The following is a 16,109-nucleotide window of genomic DNA, read 5'->3' on the forward strand; positions in this document are numbered from 1 at the left end:
TGCCTTATTCCCTGACGTATTTCGATTTGTTTTCAGGGGAGCAAATACTCAGGGTCATCTCGTTGGGTTGCAGATCGACATTCCAGGTAGGGCAGTCGGCGCAAATGCTGAGGAAGGGTTCAATGGCCGGCTCACTTTTGAGTTGAATCGTGAAGTGGTCGCCATTGATCCGGAGATAGCTCGGTCCGCAAAACCGCCGTTTTCCTTCCGAATTGACTACTTCACCGTATTTGCTGAAATAGATATAAATAGAATCGGCGCTCTTATCCTGTGTGACGATCTTGCCTCCCTGTAAATGTTCCGTGGAAACCAGTTTCCATTTTCCCACGAGTCCCTGGGGAGCTACTTCAATTTCATCTTTTTTACACGCAAGCAGGCACGTGAAGATTAATAGGAAGGATAAAGCGAGTTTCATAATCAGGTCAGTTTTATCCTCAGACACATGTGGGCTGGAATAAGTTGGTTACCGGGTAGAAAGAATTTTAGTAAAAGTATTTTGAGTTTAACTATTAAAACTAATTAGTACGACTTCTTACGAATGAAAACTTTGAAAGATTTTATATAATTCTTATCATTACCGACAGTTACATGCCTCTGTCAATAATGAAACATTCTTTACTCTCAACGTTATTAATTGTACTACTGTGCTTTCCTGAACCTGCCTCCGCACAAAAAGCGGGACTTCCTTATAACAGGTTTACCGGCGAGATCACGCAAACCAAAGTTGTCCAGACCGGACAATCGAAAGCAAAAACCTGTCAGGCATTAAGGTCCTGGATCTTCAAAACCTACCCTAACTATCGGGAGATCATGAAGGTTGACGATCCCGGTACCGGCAAGATCGTTTATCAGGATAAAGAACCGATCGTTTCCGGGAAGTTCAAATCATTCAGCTACCGCGTTTCGATCGATGTGAAAGACGGGCTTTACAGCTGTACCATCGATCAGGTGCGGACATTAGGCCCCGGTTCGACGGAATTCACGTCTGCGGATATGGATTTTCCCACAATAGGGATTTTCAAGAAGGACCTGGATGATGTTGAACGGGACATTTCTTATACTACAAACAAACGCGAGCTGGCGAAACTTTATAAAGAGCGCCGCACGCTGAAATCGTTTTTGCTGGACTACCACAAGTCGCACCAGACTATGCTTGCGCAGTTCAATATGATCCAGAACGGGCTCCGGTTAGCGGTAAACGGCATTGGGCCGCTGGCGGCAAAGTGATGTATCCTGGCGCAATGCGTAAATCGCCTTCACTCGGATCTTGCAAAAAAAACCGAAAATGAATACCTTCGGATGTACCCTGGCACCTGCCTTTGGGTGTTTCTGCTGATTTAAAAGCTGCCAAATGTTTTCTTTCAAGTCCTTCTTTTCGCAACTGTTTGGTTCAAACGGAGATAAACGCGTTGCTGATAATTCCCATTATTTGTCACTTTGCTGTATTGTAAAAGATGAAAACGATTATCTCGCGGAGTGGCTGGATTACCATCTGAAAATAGGCGTGACGCACTTTTTCATTTACGATAATGGAAGTAAGGTTCCTATTGAAGAGACAATCAAATCGCTGGGACTCACTGATATTGTGACAGTAACCAGAATCCCCGGCAGAAACAAGCACGTAAAAGCATATCAGCATTGCCTCGATCATTACGGGAACAGCTCGCAGTGGATAGGATTTATTGATACTGACGAATTTATAGTGCCGAAAACCGGTGATCCCGATTTTACCAAACTGCTGAACAAATATGAATCTTATGGTGGGCTGGGAATTAGCTGGCTGATTTTCGGCTCGAACGGGCACCAGTCAAAACCTTCCGCAGGTCAGCTCGTGAGTTTTACAAAACGGTCGGAAACTGATTTTTTAGCGAACAAACACATTAAGAGTATTGTACAGCCGCGGTTTGTGAAGTCGGCTTACAAATCGCATTGTTTCAAATATAAACCGGGTTATTACTGTGTAAATGAGCACGGTGTGAAGATCGAAGACTCTTTCGCCGAGCCGAGTATTGATACCGTGCAACTCAATCACTACTATTGCCGCTCTCTGGGGGAATATCAGGAAAAGATAAAAAGGGGGATCAGCGACACAAAAAGGGAGCGGAAACTGGACGAATTTTACTACCACGACGGAGAATCGAACAAAGTGGAAGATCGGGCGATACTTGACATTCTGGCCCGGACTCAGGCCAGAACATCAGAGTAACGTCAGCTTTTCTTTATTCTTAATACTTCATTTAAATATCCTTAGCCGGGATCTTCCACCTTTTCATGATGATCTTGGCTGAATATCGTTTGAGGTGATATTGCTCTGGTTCACCGATTAAAAAGCCGAATGCTTTCATCGAAGGCACCGCGTCGAAAACCACCTTTAACACAGCTGTAATCGGGATAGCGAGGATCAGACCCGCCAGACCAAAGAGCATTCCGCCTAATAGCAAGCCAACGAGCGCCATCAACGGATTGATACTCACTTTCCCTCCTACAATATTAGGGGTGAGGAAGTTACCTTCCAGAAACTGAACGACCTGAAACCATGCCACTACGCCCAATGCATACCAGGCGCTGTCTTTGGTAGCCAGTGCAAAAAGCGCGGGCAATACCGACCCGATCGCAATCCCGATGTAGGGTAATAACATAAGCAGAGAAGCCAGAATGCCAAAAAACCATGCATAAGGTATACCAAGAACCAGTAGTCCGACCGTATTGAGGATCGCGACGATGCCCATTACAGTTACGAGGCCCACGAGGTAGCTTTGAACTACATAATAGATCTTGTCGAGTACCTGGCTCACCAGCTCTTTGGAAGCGGAAGCGAACGCGTGAAAGAAAAATTCACGGAAGAAATCGCGGTAGTACAGCAGAAAGAAAGTGAATAGCGGCACGATGATCACACCAGCCAGAATGCCGCCGACAGAGCCGAACGCAGTACTGATGATCATGCCTGCATTACCGACCACCTTGTTGGAAAACGCAGTGATCTGTTTGGTGATTTCGCCTTCTTCAACACCAAAACGCACAGTAACCCATTTCTGGATCGTTTCCAGAATGTGTACGAAACGAACCTGGATATCACTTCCATTAGCTCCGATAACAATCACCTGATGAATAATAAACCACACCAGAAACCCGATCAGGATAATAGCGATGATCACGGAAAGCAAGGAGGCGGTGACGCGGTTGATCTTGTACTTTTCAAAAAACCGGGTAACGGGAAATAGGGAAATCGCGAGCAGAATAGAGAACATGAGCGGGACTACTACACTTTGCATGGCATAAAGCAAGGCGATAATCAGCACGAGGCTCAGTAAAGATGCCGCCAGATTGATGCTGCGGCTGTTTTCAGAAAGTCTTATCATAAATTCGAGATGGTTATCATGATATACAGTATTAATTTGGTGCCAGGGTATATTTGCCCTTTAATGCTATGAAAAAATTACTGACTATCGCCGCTCTTCTGATCACGCTCACTGCCCACGCACAGGCTTTGCGCAAGCGTACTACCATGTTAATGGGCGCGAGGTTTGATATTACAATTGTCGCTAAAGATTCACTCACTGCCGAGCGCAGCATTGATACCGTAATTACGGAGATTACCCGCATCGAGAACCTGATTTCAGACTGGATACCTTCTTCGCAGGTTTCGCAGGTGAATGCCCATGCAGGAATACGTCCGGTGCGGGTAGATAAGGAGGTTTTTGGGCTGACCGAACGGGCGATCGCTCTTTCCGAACTGACTGGCGGCGCTTTCGATATAAGCTTTGCGGCAATGGACAGAATATGGAAGTTCGACGGTTCGATGACCAGAATGCCAACGAAAGCCGCTATTCAGAAGTCAGTCGAAAAGGTGGGATATAAGAACATCATCCTCGATCGCGGGCAATCTACTATTTTTTTGAAATACAAAGGCATGAAGATCGGCTTCGGCGCATTGGGAGAAGGTTATGCGACAGACAAATGCCGGGATATGATGCTTGAAAAGGGTATTAACGCAGGTATAGTGAACGGTTCGGGGGATATGAGCGCCTGGGGGAAGCAGCCCGACGGAAGCGACTGGGTGATCGGGATCAACGATCCAGCGAAGTCAGGCGAGCTTTTCGCCATTGTGCCGCTGCGGGAAGGCGCGGTGGTCACCTCGGGGAGTTATGAGAAATTTGTGGTGTTGAATGGAAAACGCTACTCCCATATTATAAATCCCGCCACGGGCTACCCGGCCACCGGACTCACGAGCGTCACCGTTTTTGGCCCCAGCGCAGAGCAGGCAAATGGTTTCAGCACGTCGATCATGGTTTTGGGTAAAAAGGCGGGGCTGGAAATGCTGGCAAAGTTTCCGGAATTCAGCTGTTTGCTAATTACCGACAAAGGTAAAGTAGTGACTTCACCGAATTTTGATATTTCCAGATACAAAACGGATCAGTAGCAGTCCATCAAAATCTGGCTGCGCGACTGGTAATAGCTTACACTTTTCCCCAGCCGGTCCTGGCAGATCTGTTCCAGGAGTTCGATTACATTCGTTTGCATGGAAAGCGAGCCGCAAAGCATAATCACCCCTTCTTTATTCAAAACCTCGGCTACCAGCAGCTCGTCGCGGCTGAGCAGGTCTTTTACATATTGCTTTTCACCTTCACGCGAATAGGCGATTTGCAGGCTGCGCAGCTTGTGATCGGCCACATTCTTATCAATACTATTTTTATATAAACCAAAAGAAGCCCGGTCGCGGAAGCCGCAATATAAATAGGTATCTGCATTCGGTTTCTGCTGATCGATCATACCCAGAAACGGTGCGATACCGGTTCCGTTCGAGATCATGATCACGGAAGTAGCCCGTTGCGGAAAATGGAAATGCGGGTTACTCACAATGCGGGCATTGAGCAAACTTCCGGTACCGAGGCGATACAGATATTCGGAGCCAAGTCCCTGCTCGTGCAGCTTTACACTCAGCTGGATATCTTTCCCGATCTTCCCGATTGAATATAGCCGCTCGCGGTGATCGTTTGCCGGATAAATTGCGAGCAGGTCGCCCGAAGTAAAGTTGGTGCGACGCTTGGGTTTCAGTTTTATCAAAAATGATTCTCCCGGTTTCTCGATCTCAGTTTTTTCTACTACTATCAAAGATTGCAGAGGATCTTGTCTCGTAACCATGGACCCGCTATCAACGGTGAGCGGAATCCCCGCGTGCTGGGACCAGGTAGTGGCCCACTGCCCAAATTCCTCCGGCGATTTGTCATTGACCGTATGGATTTCCAATAGAGGCACCGCCCATTTCTGTTTAGCAAAAAGGTTATCTGCTTCAAAAGCGAACTTGCAAAAATCGGGATAGCCGTGCGACCCGAAACCGACCACTGAATAGTGGACTGAATTCGGCTGCGGATATTTTTCCAGCACTTTGGCAAACTGCGCAGCATTGGTAGGAGGGTTACCCAGCCCGTAAGTCGCCGACATCACGATCATGTGCGAAGCTTTTGGGAAAACGGTATAATTATTCAGTTCAGTCACAAAAGCGGCTTTCCCACTTCCGATCAATTGCTTGTGAATCGCATTTGCATAACCGAACGTACTTCCATTTTCGGAACCTACCAGAATGATATATTCACTTTCGGCTGCACTATACTTATTCCTGACCCGGCCGGCGCGGCGTTTCAATGTGATCGCAAATCCGGAGTAGATGAAAAAGAGGATATTGGCTGATGCAATCGCGATTATGATCGCCCACACAGCATTGGTCCGCCCGGTGTGTAAATCTAAGCTCAGCTCAGTGAGTATAGTTGCGGAAGGATATTTAACAGTGGTCAGAATATCGCCAGTAATCTGATTTACAGTCAGTTCCCGATCTTTCAGTTTGAGCGTGTAATAATCTTCGGGATCTTCGGAAAAAGGAAATTCGATTGTCTGTACTTCTGAAAGTCTGGTTTTTCTAAAAATTTCAAATTCTGCCGCATTTTTTACGGGCTCTTCGCGGATAGCGTCGAAGTCTACGTCTGCTGAAATCCTGGCCGTATCAATGAGTCCGAAACGGGCGAGGGAAAGGTAAGTTCCGCTTAATGCAAGAATAAAGATCGGGATCAGCGACAGCCGGCCGAGCACGACGTGGTAGTATTGCGCAAAGTTCTCGTTAACGATTTTAGTGAAAAACCGTTTGAATCCCCGCTGCCGCTGCACGATCAGCATCGTTCCCGAAACTGTGATTAGCAAGAGTAGAAATGCGGTCAGTCCTACAAAAAAACGGCCCGCTTCATGCAGAAAAAGGGAGCGGTGCAGCGCCGTAACCCATTCGAAAAATTCACTTTTTGGCTCGGGAACACCCAGGATTTTGCCTGTTGCGGGATCAACGTAGGCAAGCAGTTTTTTACCATCATTACCACTTCCCTGAACCTGCACAAACTCGTTTGCATCAACCGAAAGCGAGCTGATCCCGGGATATTGCTTTCTGAGCAGGGGAAGGGTAGTGGAGAGATTTGTTTCACTGAAATGCTCGGACCGATAGGATTGCAGCTTTTCAGATATGGGTTGAAAAGCCAGCAGGATACCGGTTACAGAAGCGAGGGTCAGCAAAAGAAAAGAAGATACAGCCAGGGCTAAGTGGCTGTATCTCCATATCGAAATGGTCATAAATTACTCGGAACATTAATTGGGGCTGAAACGAACATAGCGGATGTAGCCGGTACCTTCGTTTTTGGCGGAAAGGGATTCCGTTGTCAGCGGAATTTCCAGGTCTTTCACATGGTAAGCTTTGTCTTCTACCGCGCTTTCAAACCGGAGTTTATAGCCGGCATTGATCTTGGAAGCTTCAATCTCGATCACATTCACACTGCGGTCGCCGCCGGTCACCGAAGCGCCCGTGATCGCGCTGATATTTCCGGGTTTTTTAGACTGGAACTTGTGCCACTCTTTCATGCTGTTGTACCACTTTTTATCGGGACCAAGCACGTAAAGCGTCTTTTCGTATGCACCTTTCGCATTCATCAGTGAGATTACGATATAGGCGCCTTCGCCCATGTAGTTCGTCATCTGGATCATGCATTTATATTTATTCGTGCCTTGCGCCGTTGCAGCGTTGGAGCGGGCAAATGTGAGCGCGAGGAAAAGCAGGGTTATTTTAAATAAACTGGACATGAAAATTATTTCAGGAAATTGACTGTAACATTGTTTTTAGAAAGTGACTCATTTTCGCCGGCCAGATCGAAAGCCGTTTCCTGGAAGTTGGTCACAATATCCTTTTTGGCACCGATCGAGATCAGGTATTTCAGCATTTCATCATCTTTGGAAACCATCGCCGCTTTGTGCAGTGCCGTAATACCTTCGCTATTCTTCGCGTTCACGTCAATCTGCAAGCCTTCCAGACGTTTTACCAATGCCATATCATTCTTGGCTACTGCGCTGTGATATAGTGTGTTGCCAATTTTTGAAGGCGCAGCTACTTTGAAACCTTTGTCTTGAAGCACTTTCAATTTGGCATCAAAATCAGTAGCTGTGCGGGGATTATAAGATTGCGCCAGATAGAAGCCCAGGTTTTCGCCTGCTTTATCTGTTGTGTTGATGTCTGCACCTTTCGAGATCAGGTAAGCGATCACTTCCGGTGAGTTACCGCGAACTGCCATCGCTAATGCACTGGTTCCCTTTGCATTACCAACGTTAATATCCTTTACTTTCGGAAGCAGCAAAGCCAGCACAGCGGTATCGCGATTGGTCGCAGCTGCATTCATAAATACCGTATTTCCGTTCTCGTCAGCCTTGTTTACGTCCACGCCTTTGTTCAGAAAATACTTCACAATTTCCTCCTGCTTCGGTTTGCGAACTATCGAATGCAATGCATTTTCGCCGTTGTTGCCGATCACCGTTGGTTTGAGTTTCAAACTTTCCAGGTATTGGTATACTTCAATCGTATTCGCCGTGCCGCGACCTCCCTGCGCCGCCATCAGGAATGCATTCGGATTGGCCGTAACCCCTTTTTCCAGCAAGGCTTTTAGTACGTCTATCTTTCCCGCACGGGCTGCGTAGCTGAATGCATTGTTGCCGGCGGCATCGGTGCTTTTCAGGTCAAGTCCTTTGGAAATGAAATAATTGGTAAGTGCGAAATCCTTATCATTCGCGATACCGATCAGCAATGCATTCGCGCCGTCATGATTCAGGTCTTTTTTTAGGTCCGCCCCAGCCGCGAGCAGGATATCGTATACTTTGGTATTCTGCTGACTGCCAGCCGCAAAGTTGATCGGGGTAGCACCGTGGCCATCGACAAAATTCCCTTTCGATCCTTTCGCAACCAGCGATTCCATCAACTCCACATTACCGCGTATCGCAGCCCAGTGCAGGTAAATGCGACCGTCGTGGGTTAATTTATCAACGGTATTACCCGGTTGTGTAAGCAAAAACTCGATCGTCGCGTTCGGCGCGCCTGAATTGATCGCCATCACAACGGGGTCAAACATATTGTTATTGAACTGGGAAGGATTGCTGCCTTTTTCAATTTCTGCTTTTACAGCATTCACATCAGGGGAAGTTTTCCAGAAAGATTGTTCCAAAAGCGTATTTTGCTGAGCCTGTGCAGCGAACGCAAATAGGGTGCAAAAAGCGATAACAAGTTTTTTCATATAAAGAGAATGGATTGAAAGCTGATTACCTCTGCCTCTATGCCGCGAAGGTAGGTCGTTCAAAGTTAACGATAACTAGTCTAAATAATGGCCAAAACTGCTTTTTGATTCCGCTTTACGTCAATTCGTCCGTTTTTTTTGAGGGTTGGCGTCATTGGGGGGAGGATGGGAGGAAGGGAGGAAAGGAGGAAGGGAGGAAAGGAGGAAGGGAGGAAGGGAGGAAGGAGGAAGGTAGGATGGGGGAAGGTAGGATGGGATGGAGCTTCTTTACTGGTTTATTGGACATTTTTATTTTACATATTGATGGAAAAGCTCTTTTGGAGGTTGTTTTTGGGGGCGGTTTGCATGCTTTCGGGTGTCGGCTTTCATGCATTTGCGCAGAGTAATGCTGGTACGCCGGCCAGGATAGAGGTGAATTTTGATAAAACAGTCGGGCCGATGAAGCCGGTTTGGGCCTGGTTTGGCTACGATGAGCCGAACTATACCTATATGAAAGATGGTAAAAAATTATTGACCGAAATCGCGGAACTGAGCCCCGGACCGGTTTACGTACGGGCGCATTGCCTGCTTTGCACAGGCGACGGTACCGCTGCATTAAAATGGGGTTCGACGAATGCATACACCGAGGATGAAAACGGGAAGCCGGTTTATAACTGGGCTATTGTCGACAGTATTTTTGATACTTACGTGAAACGCGGAATGAAGCCGCTCGCGCAGATCGGTTTTATGCCAAAAGCACTTTCCACCAATCCCGAGCCTTACCAGCACGACTGGAAGCCGGGCGATCCCTACAACAAGATCATGACCGGCTGGGCATATCCACCAAAAGATTACCAGAAATGGGCGGATCTGGTTTACAACTGGGTAAAGCACAGTGTGGAACGCTACGGGCAAAAAGAAGTGGAAAGCTGGTATTGGGAAGTTTGGAATGAGCCAAACGGCTACTGGAAAGGTACGATGGAGGAGTTTTTCAAACTATACGACTATTCAGCCGATGCAGTTAAACGCGCATTGCCGACTGCACGGATCGGTGGGCTGAATATTGCCGGTACTTCGTCGCCGGGAGGTAAAAAGTGGCTCGAAGCTTTTCTGCTGCATTGTGCAGAGGGCACTAACTATGCAACTGGCAAAAAAGGCGCGCCGCTAGACGCCGTACTTTTTCACGCCAAAGGTTCGCCCAAACTGATCAATGGGGTAGTGAGAATGAATATGAGCCCGCAGCTGCGGGATATTCAGACCGGGTTTAAATCTGTGCTCGCTTATCCTCAGTTCAAAAACCTGCCGCTTATCGTAGGCGAATCGGATCCCGAAGGTTGCGCCGCTTGCGGTATGGCTACCAATCCGTCCAATGCATATCGGAACGGCACCATGTATTCCAGTTACACAGCCGCCACTTTCGCCCGGAAGTATGCGTTGGCAGATCAATATGGTGTCAACTTTCTCGGCGCAGTTTCCTGGTCATTTGAATTTGAAAATCAGCCGTGGTTTTACGGTTTTCGCGACCTCGCGACCAATGGAGTTGATAAGCCGGTTTTGAATGTATTCAGGATGTTTGGTAAAATGAGTGGGAATAGGGTGGAAGTGAAAAGCGACCGGATGTATCCGCTGCAAATGGTACTTGATTCCAGCATCCGCGGGCAGCAAACGGAAATAGGCGCACTGGCCTCAAAAGAAAATAAAAAAGCTGCTGTCATGCTCTGGAACTACCACGATGATGATTTGCAGGGAGCTGCCGAGCCGGTGGAGCTGACGCTTAACGGTATCAACTCAAAAAAAATAAAAATCACGGAATACCGAATCGACCGGGAACATAGTAATTCGTACGAAGCCTGGAAAAAAATGGGCTCTCCACAAAATCCTGACAAAGGGCAGATAGTTGCGCTAGAAAAGGCCGGCCAACTGGAAAAGATGAGCCGCGAGCCGCTTTTAGAGCATAAAAAGGGAAAAACAGTGGTGAAAATTGCCCTGCCGCGTCAAGCTGTTTCCCTGATTACCCTGGAATGGTAGCATAAAAATAGGCCACTTTTGGTGGCCTATTCTGAGGTTCGTAGAGTTGTCTGTGTCTGTGGATCGATGGATCCTTTAATCATTATTAAATTGAAGAACCCACATGCAGTTGTCCGGCCAGGGTGCATCGACCGTCCCGCAGTTTACCAGCTCATCGTCTACGACGGCGTAGCTCATTAAACTGCCGCCAGAATTTTCGATCTCCGTTTTGGCGCGATTGTACAATTGATTGAGAGTTTCGGAAGGTACAGGCTCAGCCCATTCGCTCGAAGCATTTTTCCAGGCATAATCGCCGACATGCTCGCCGTATCTGTTTATCAGATAATGCTTGAAACTCTCGCCACTTAATGAAATGACCGGATGTTTTTCGTTTTCCCGTTTCATACTTTCAAGGTTTACTGAAAAGAATATTGCTTGTCATAATGTATCCGTCGGCTACTAAAAACATACCAAACCCTTTAAGTTGGGGATCCAATTAATTCTACAAAATTTTTGCACAAAATGGGAGTTATCTGGTTCCGGTGATTTCCTGCTTTTTTGCTTTCAGAAGAAGATAATTCCGGTGTTTGAAAAGTGAAGCGTCGAGTTTTTCCAGCAACCCCATATTTTTAAAGGCATACCAGTTGATTTTCAGCAAGTAAAGGCTTACGTAGGATTGTGGATTTGTGCGGATAAATTCGGCAGTTCTTGCTAGCAGGTCTTCCCGTTCTCTGGTTTGGCACGCAATCCAGTATTGGGCGCTGTCGGGCAAGTTCTTTCTGCGCATCCGCGCTTCCTGTACTACAAATGCATTCGCACGCGCATCGGAAGGTTTCTGAATGCTATCATTGAACTGTCGCCATTCCAGATTGCTGCGCGAATGCGTGACCACTGACTGTGCCACATTGCCAGTATCCAGCAGGATCTGCGTGCCCGATTCAAAGAAAAATGTGAGAGAACCTTTGAGTTTGGATACTTGCAGCTGATAGAGATCGGGCAGCAAATGTGCGTCCATTTTCAGGTGCGTCGTGTCAAAACCGAGCTGAATGGAATGCACAATCGCAGCAAAGCCCTTTTCCCGTGTCAGCAAAATCGCTTTCCTGTCATCCAGTACCCGCGGGGAAACGATGCTGATCTTTACATTTTGTGCAAATGAAGCAAAAGAAACAAACGCAAGGAAAGTGAGAAGGAAGGAGATTTTCGTCATCTAATTTGAGACAGTCACATCAGGCAATGTTCGCTGACCGGAGTTCGCAGGTGCCGAATTTAACGAAAATAAGTTGGGCGTAGTGTTTTGCTACGCCCAACTTATTCAAAAGTATTCTGTGTTTCTGCAAAAGCTATTTAATAAGTGCCTTGACTACAACTGGCTGGTGATCAGACGGATATCGTTGTTCCTTCGCATCAGTCAATACCCCGTATTTCAAGACATCAATATCCTTGCTTACGAAAATATAGTCAATGCGCTTGTCCATTTTTGCGTCGAACTGGAAGCTGTTAAAAGTACCCTCTGGTCCGTAAGGCGGCTGTTTGGTCACTTCGTGGGTATCGTTCAAAATTCCCTGGATCGCTTTCATTTGCTCAGTTTCTGGCGTGGAATTAAAGTCTCCCGTCAGAAATGTAGTCGCTTTTCCGGCGATCTCGTTGATTTTCTTTACCATCAGTTTGCCCGACTCCTTCCGGGCCTCTACGCCCTGGTGATCGAAATGTACATTGAAGAAGAAAAACTCCTTTTTAGAGGCCAGATCCTGGAACTTACCCCACGAACAGATCCGGTTGCAGCAGGTAGCATCCCAGCCTTTGCCCGGCTTATCAGGTGTTTCACTCAGCCAGAAATCACCAGATTTCAGCAATTTAAAACGGTCTTTCCGATAAAAAATCGACGAATGCTCGCCACCTTCCTTCCCATCGTCGCGCCCTTTTCCGATAAATGCAAACTCAGGGAGCTCAGCCACATCTTTGATCTGACCGATTAGCGCTTCCTGCACGCCGAAGATGTCGAATTCATGAAAACGGATCAGACCTTTTACATTTTCCTTACGATTCGGCCAGGCATTTACGCCGTCGTTGGCGGTATTGTAGCGGAGGTTGTAGGAGGCCACATTAATCGTATTTTTTTGCGCAAAAGAAAGCGTCGATAAAGTCAGAAGAAGGAGAAGAAGGAAAGCGTTTTTTTTCATTGATTATTTATGTTAGTTAAAAGTTTGTTTGTGGAAACATAGGAGGCCCCGCCGGGGCCGCATAATTTGTACCGTCGATCTTCCTACAAACAGGAGGCCGCTCGGCGGCCGCAACTGCCCCGGCGGGGCATCCTGTTTATAGAAAAAAGGTAATTCATTTTTTGTTGGCCCCGCCGGGGCCAAATGTTTGTACCGTCGATCTTCTTACAAACAGGAGGCCGCTCGGCGGCCGCATTTGCCCCTGCGGGGCATCCTGTTTATGTTCCATTTTTTGTTGGCCCCGCCGGGGCCTCCTTCCTACAACAACGATATTATTTCCCTTTCCTCGGGATCAATAACTTGCCAACCACCTCGCCGTCGTCGCGGATCATTTTCAAGTCAAGCTGCTTGCGGGTCGCATGCAATTTGATCAATGTTCGCTTGCCTTCCAAAGGTCCGCCGCCGATTACGATCGGGTAATTGTGGTCTGCGTCGGGCTCGTGGGTCATGTACCGGTGCGTGTGGCCGGAGATCTGCAAGTCAATTTTCGCCTTGTTCAAAACCGGTCCGAACACTTTCCGGCAATGCAGCGTGCCGTGCCAGTCGCCCGAGTGGTAGGGGGAAATATGGATCAGTACCACGCGGAATTCAGCTTTCTTGAACTCCGGCGATTCCACTTCTCTTTCCAGCCACGTTTTCTGCGTTTCCCGGTAGCGGTCGAAGGCGATCAGCCCGCCGTAATCCACCGCGTCGTCGGCCTTGTCTTCACCAGAGTCCAGCACTACGAAGCGGACTGGTCCGCGGGTAAATGCATAGTAATATTTGTTTTCCGGATAAGCGTAATAGGAAGGAATGTGGCGCGAGAAACTGCCCCGGCATTCGTGGTTTCCCTGCGTGAGGATAAACGGAAATTCAGTGGCGAAAATATCCACGCAGGGTTTGATCAAATGGTCAACCATCTGACTTTCTTCCGTAACCCAATCGAAACAATCCCCATTGAAAACAACAAAGTCGTAGTCGCGTGTATTGCCCGTATAGGCATGACGGTAAAGCAGTTGCGGGATAATCTGCGGCCGGTCGTGGATATCATTGAAAACAACCATTTTGAACTCATCCTCATTGGCAGCCGGTGTTTTAAATCCATAAAGCGGACTGGAAATACTTTCGCCAAATTCAACTCGGGAACCTTTGTAGCCCGATATCTCGGTCGAAACCAGCTTGTATTTATGGTCGGTACCGGGCTTTAAACCTTTGAGAGTGATCTTATTAATGCGGTTATTAGCCTCGACCAAACCGTTGGTGTAACCCACTTCGCGCATACTTGTGTAAGTACCCGCGCCGTATTCAACCCAGCTGAAACAGTTTTTGTGGGTGATCCACATAATAGTCACTTCGTCGGTCCCCAGATTTTGGAGATAGGGACCGGCTACGAAGTGATTTTTTTCTTCCACCGTAGTATCCGAACTGTCGGCGGCGGCAGTTCCGGCGACGGCAGTTCCGGCGGCGGCTTGTGAGGCAGTGAGCGGCAGTAAGCTCAATGCCCCGATCTGGGACATTTTTTCAAGAAAAGACCTTCTGTCTGAAAGCATAAATTGCAAGGGTTAGGAATAGGATTGTACTGTTTTTTACTCCCAGTTAGGGTTCTGCGTCAGGTTGGTATTCAGCAGGCGTTCCTGTCTCGGGATCGGGTAAAGATAGTCTTTGGTTTCGTCGAATTTCTTGTTGATATGTCCATTCACGACGATATTACCGCCTTTATTCCCATTTTCCAGCAAAATCTCACTACCCAGTTTCAACAGCTGCGCACCCGGTACCGTCGGTTTTGTTCCTTCATAAATAACAAGGTCCACCTTTCCGTTTTTGTCAAGATCGTAGTTGCCCGGGCCGGGAAAGTACATTCCTTTGAACTGTCTCGTCAGCAATTGACCTTCTTTCCAGCGAATGATATCATCCCAGCGCAGGAAATTTTCCATCACCATTTCAATCCTTCTTTCACGGCGGATTTCCAGTAGTACGCCCGCATTCTTGCCGGTCAGGTTGGTGTACATTTGGGCCTGGTAAGGATCCGGTTTCGTATTCGCATTCAGCATATTAATGTTCGGCATACCTACGCGTTCGCGGGTCAGTTTAGTCGATATTTCCAGGTCTTCCTGCGTCAGGGTACCTTTTTCAGCTTTGGCTTCGGCGTAATTCAGCAATACTTCGGCATACCTGAAAATCGGCATATCCGTAATATCCTTATTGAAAGTATCCCATTTCGGCTCGGACACAAATTTGATGAGCTGATAGCCGGTAACCGTCGCGCCAAACTCCGGTACGAGCGGGGTAGTTTCTCCAATGCGGGTATATCCCGGCGTGCGGATCGTCTGCGAAAGGCGCGGGTCACGGTTTTGAACTTCTTCGTAAAACTGCATCGTTTCGTAACCCTTCACATTCGTAAAAGGGGTCCCGTCTTTCATCAGGTAGCTATTCACCAGTTTTTTCTCCAATCCCGGCTTTCCGTAGGAAGCGGTCATGGTGTAGTAGTTGAGGTTATGATAAACCTGCAATTCATCGCTGAAATCCCTGGCCAGAATTACTTCGTCCGCAATCGCATTATCGGAAGAGAAAAGTCTCAGATAAGCCGTTTCGGGCGTCGCTTTATAAATCGTGTAGCCGCTGTTTTTGATCAGCTCTTCGGAAGCCGCAATGCTTGCGTCCAGGAATTTTTCGGAATCGGGCAGCTTAAACTCGGTGTGGTATTTGCGGAAAGTGCCTTCATAAAGTCCCACACGAGACTTTAATGCGAGTACAGTCCATTTTGTGACCGAGTTGACCTGACGAGCATTATTCGCGCTAAGTGCCTGCGCCGCGTAGTCCAGGTCAGCCATAACCGAGTCCATCACCAATGTGCGCGGGTCGCGGGCTTTGGTGAGCAGGTCTTCATCTTCCACTTCAATCGTGCTGGAATACCAGGGTACATCGCCGAAACGCTTTACCATTTGGAAATAAAAATATGCCCTGAAAAACCGCGCAACGCCATTATAGCGGGCGACTGCGTTCTTGTCGGGACATTTATTAGAATTGGCCAGGAAATAATTGATATTCCGCAAACTGCCCCACGACCAGCCTCCGCCGCTTGTAGGTACGATGCGGGTTCCCTGTAATTCGTCGCGTAAACTGTTTTTTATAACATTGTCAACATCCTCATTATAAACATCTTCCGCGCCGGGAAGCATATTGTAAAATGAGTTGGTATAAAGCAGCAGGTCATTTTCGGTATTGAAAAAAGTTTCAGGGGAAATGGCGTCCAGCGGCAGCCTGTTCAGATCGCACGAGGCTAGTCCGATGCCCAGAAACAATATGGTAAGTAGCTTTTTCATAAGATTATTTAAAA

The 16,109-nt window shown here is 47.5% G+C and carries 14 protein-coding genes; 4 read left to right on the forward strand and 10 right to left on the reverse strand.

All coding sequences use genetic code 11. The features are described 5' to 3' along the window. Window positions 1–4: 4 nt before the first annotated feature. Window positions 5–415: a hypothetical protein gene (locus KOD92_RS22240; RefSeq protein ID WP_215235808.1), complete on the reverse strand. Its 411-nt coding sequence runs from the start codon at window positions 413–415 to the stop codon at window positions 5–7. A gap of 188 nt (window positions 416–603) precedes the next feature. Between KOD92_RS22240 and KOD92_RS22245 the strand changes: the two genes are divergently transcribed. After that, the gene (locus KOD92_RS22245; protein WP_215235809.1) at window positions 604–1,227 is read left to right on the forward strand and encodes a hypothetical protein; all 624 of its coding nucleotides are present in this window, start codon (window positions 604–606) and stop codon (window positions 1,225–1,227) included. Between the two features lie 124 nt (window positions 1,228–1,351). After that, window positions 1,352–2,206 carry a glycosyltransferase family 2 protein gene (locus tag KOD92_RS22250; protein ID WP_215235810.1) on the forward strand — a complete coding sequence of 285 codons (855 nt, stop codon included), beginning with the start codon at window positions 1,352–1,354 and terminating at the stop codon, window positions 2,204–2,206. Window positions 2,207–2,237: 31 nt separating this feature from the next. Here the strand turns inward: KOD92_RS22250 and KOD92_RS22255 are convergent, their stop codons facing one another. Beyond that, window positions 2,238–3,359 carry an AI-2E family transporter gene (locus KOD92_RS22255; protein WP_215235811.1) on the reverse strand — a complete coding sequence of 374 codons (1,122 nt, stop codon included), beginning with the start codon at window positions 3,357–3,359 and terminating at the stop codon, window positions 2,238–2,240. Window positions 3,360–3,427: 68 nt separating this feature from the next. Between KOD92_RS22255 and KOD92_RS22260 the strand changes: the two genes are divergently transcribed. Further along, a complete protein-coding gene (locus tag KOD92_RS22260; protein WP_229254801.1) occupies window positions 3,428–4,420 on the forward strand; it encodes an FAD:protein FMN transferase in 993 nt (330 codons plus the stop codon). On the opposite strand, the gene KOD92_RS22265 is transcribed toward KOD92_RS22260, so the two are convergent. From KOD92_RS22265 to KOD92_RS22275, 3 genes are read right to left on the reverse strand one after another with little or no spacing between them, the layout of a single operon-like run. Next, complete coding sequence (locus KOD92_RS22265; protein ID WP_215235812.1) at window positions 4,414–6,609, reverse strand: PepSY domain-containing protein; 2,196 nt, start codon at window positions 6,607–6,609, stop codon at window positions 4,414–4,416. The two genes, KOD92_RS22260 and KOD92_RS22265, sit on opposite strands and share 7 nt — an antisense overlap. 15 nt (window positions 6,610–6,624) lie before the next feature. After that, window positions 6,625–7,113 carry a DUF2271 domain-containing protein gene (locus KOD92_RS22270; RefSeq protein ID WP_215235813.1) on the reverse strand — a complete coding sequence of 163 codons (489 nt, stop codon included), beginning with the start codon at window positions 7,111–7,113 and terminating at the stop codon, window positions 6,625–6,627. A 5-nt stretch (window positions 7,114–7,118) separates the two neighbouring features. Next, window positions 7,119–8,588, reverse strand: a complete 1,470-nt coding sequence (locus KOD92_RS22275; RefSeq protein ID WP_215235814.1) for an ankyrin repeat domain-containing protein — start codon at window positions 8,586–8,588, stop codon at window positions 7,119–7,121. A gap of 345 nt (window positions 8,589–8,933) precedes the next feature. Between KOD92_RS22275 and KOD92_RS22280 the strand changes: the two genes are divergently transcribed. Next, window positions 8,934–10,595 (forward strand): GH39 family glycosyl hydrolase, encoded by a 1,662-nt coding sequence (locus KOD92_RS22280; RefSeq protein ID WP_215235872.1) that lies wholly within the window; start codon window positions 8,934–8,936, stop codon window positions 10,593–10,595. Window positions 10,596–10,670: 75 nt separating this feature from the next. On the opposite strand, the gene KOD92_RS22285 is transcribed toward KOD92_RS22280, so the two are convergent. The 5 genes from KOD92_RS22285 to KOD92_RS22305 all read right to left on the reverse strand — a co-directional run bounded on the left by KOD92_RS22285 (window position 10,671) and on the right by KOD92_RS22305 (window position 16,095). After that, window positions 10,671–10,979 carry a hypothetical protein gene (locus KOD92_RS22285; protein ID WP_215235815.1) on the reverse strand — a complete coding sequence of 103 codons (309 nt, stop codon included), beginning with the start codon at window positions 10,977–10,979 and terminating at the stop codon, window positions 10,671–10,673. Between the two features lie 124 nt (window positions 10,980–11,103). Continuing rightward, window positions 11,104–11,781 (reverse strand): hypothetical protein, encoded by a 678-nt coding sequence (locus KOD92_RS22290; protein ID WP_229254802.1) that lies wholly within the window; start codon window positions 11,779–11,781, stop codon window positions 11,104–11,106. Window positions 11,782–11,914: 133 nt separating this feature from the next. Then, the gene (locus KOD92_RS22295) at window positions 11,915–12,754 is read right to left on the reverse strand and encodes an endonuclease/exonuclease/phosphatase family protein (RefSeq protein ID WP_215235816.1); all 840 of its coding nucleotides are present in this window, start codon (window positions 12,752–12,754) and stop codon (window positions 11,915–11,917) included. Window positions 12,755–13,065: 311 nt separating this feature from the next. Beyond that, window positions 13,066–14,322 carry a purple acid phosphatase family protein gene (locus KOD92_RS22300; protein WP_215235817.1) on the reverse strand — a complete coding sequence of 419 codons (1,257 nt, stop codon included), beginning with the start codon at window positions 14,320–14,322 and terminating at the stop codon, window positions 13,066–13,068. Between the two features lie 36 nt (window positions 14,323–14,358). Next, window positions 14,359–16,095: a RagB/SusD family nutrient uptake outer membrane protein gene (locus tag KOD92_RS22305; RefSeq protein WP_215235818.1), complete on the reverse strand. Its 1,737-nt coding sequence runs from the start codon at window positions 16,093–16,095 to the stop codon at window positions 14,359–14,361. Between the last annotated feature and the right edge of the window lie 14 nt (window positions 16,096–16,109).

Source organism: Dyadobacter linearis (assembly GCF_907165045.1).
Lineage (GTDB): Bacteria > Bacteroidota > Bacteroidia > Cytophagales > Spirosomataceae > Dyadobacter > Dyadobacter linearis.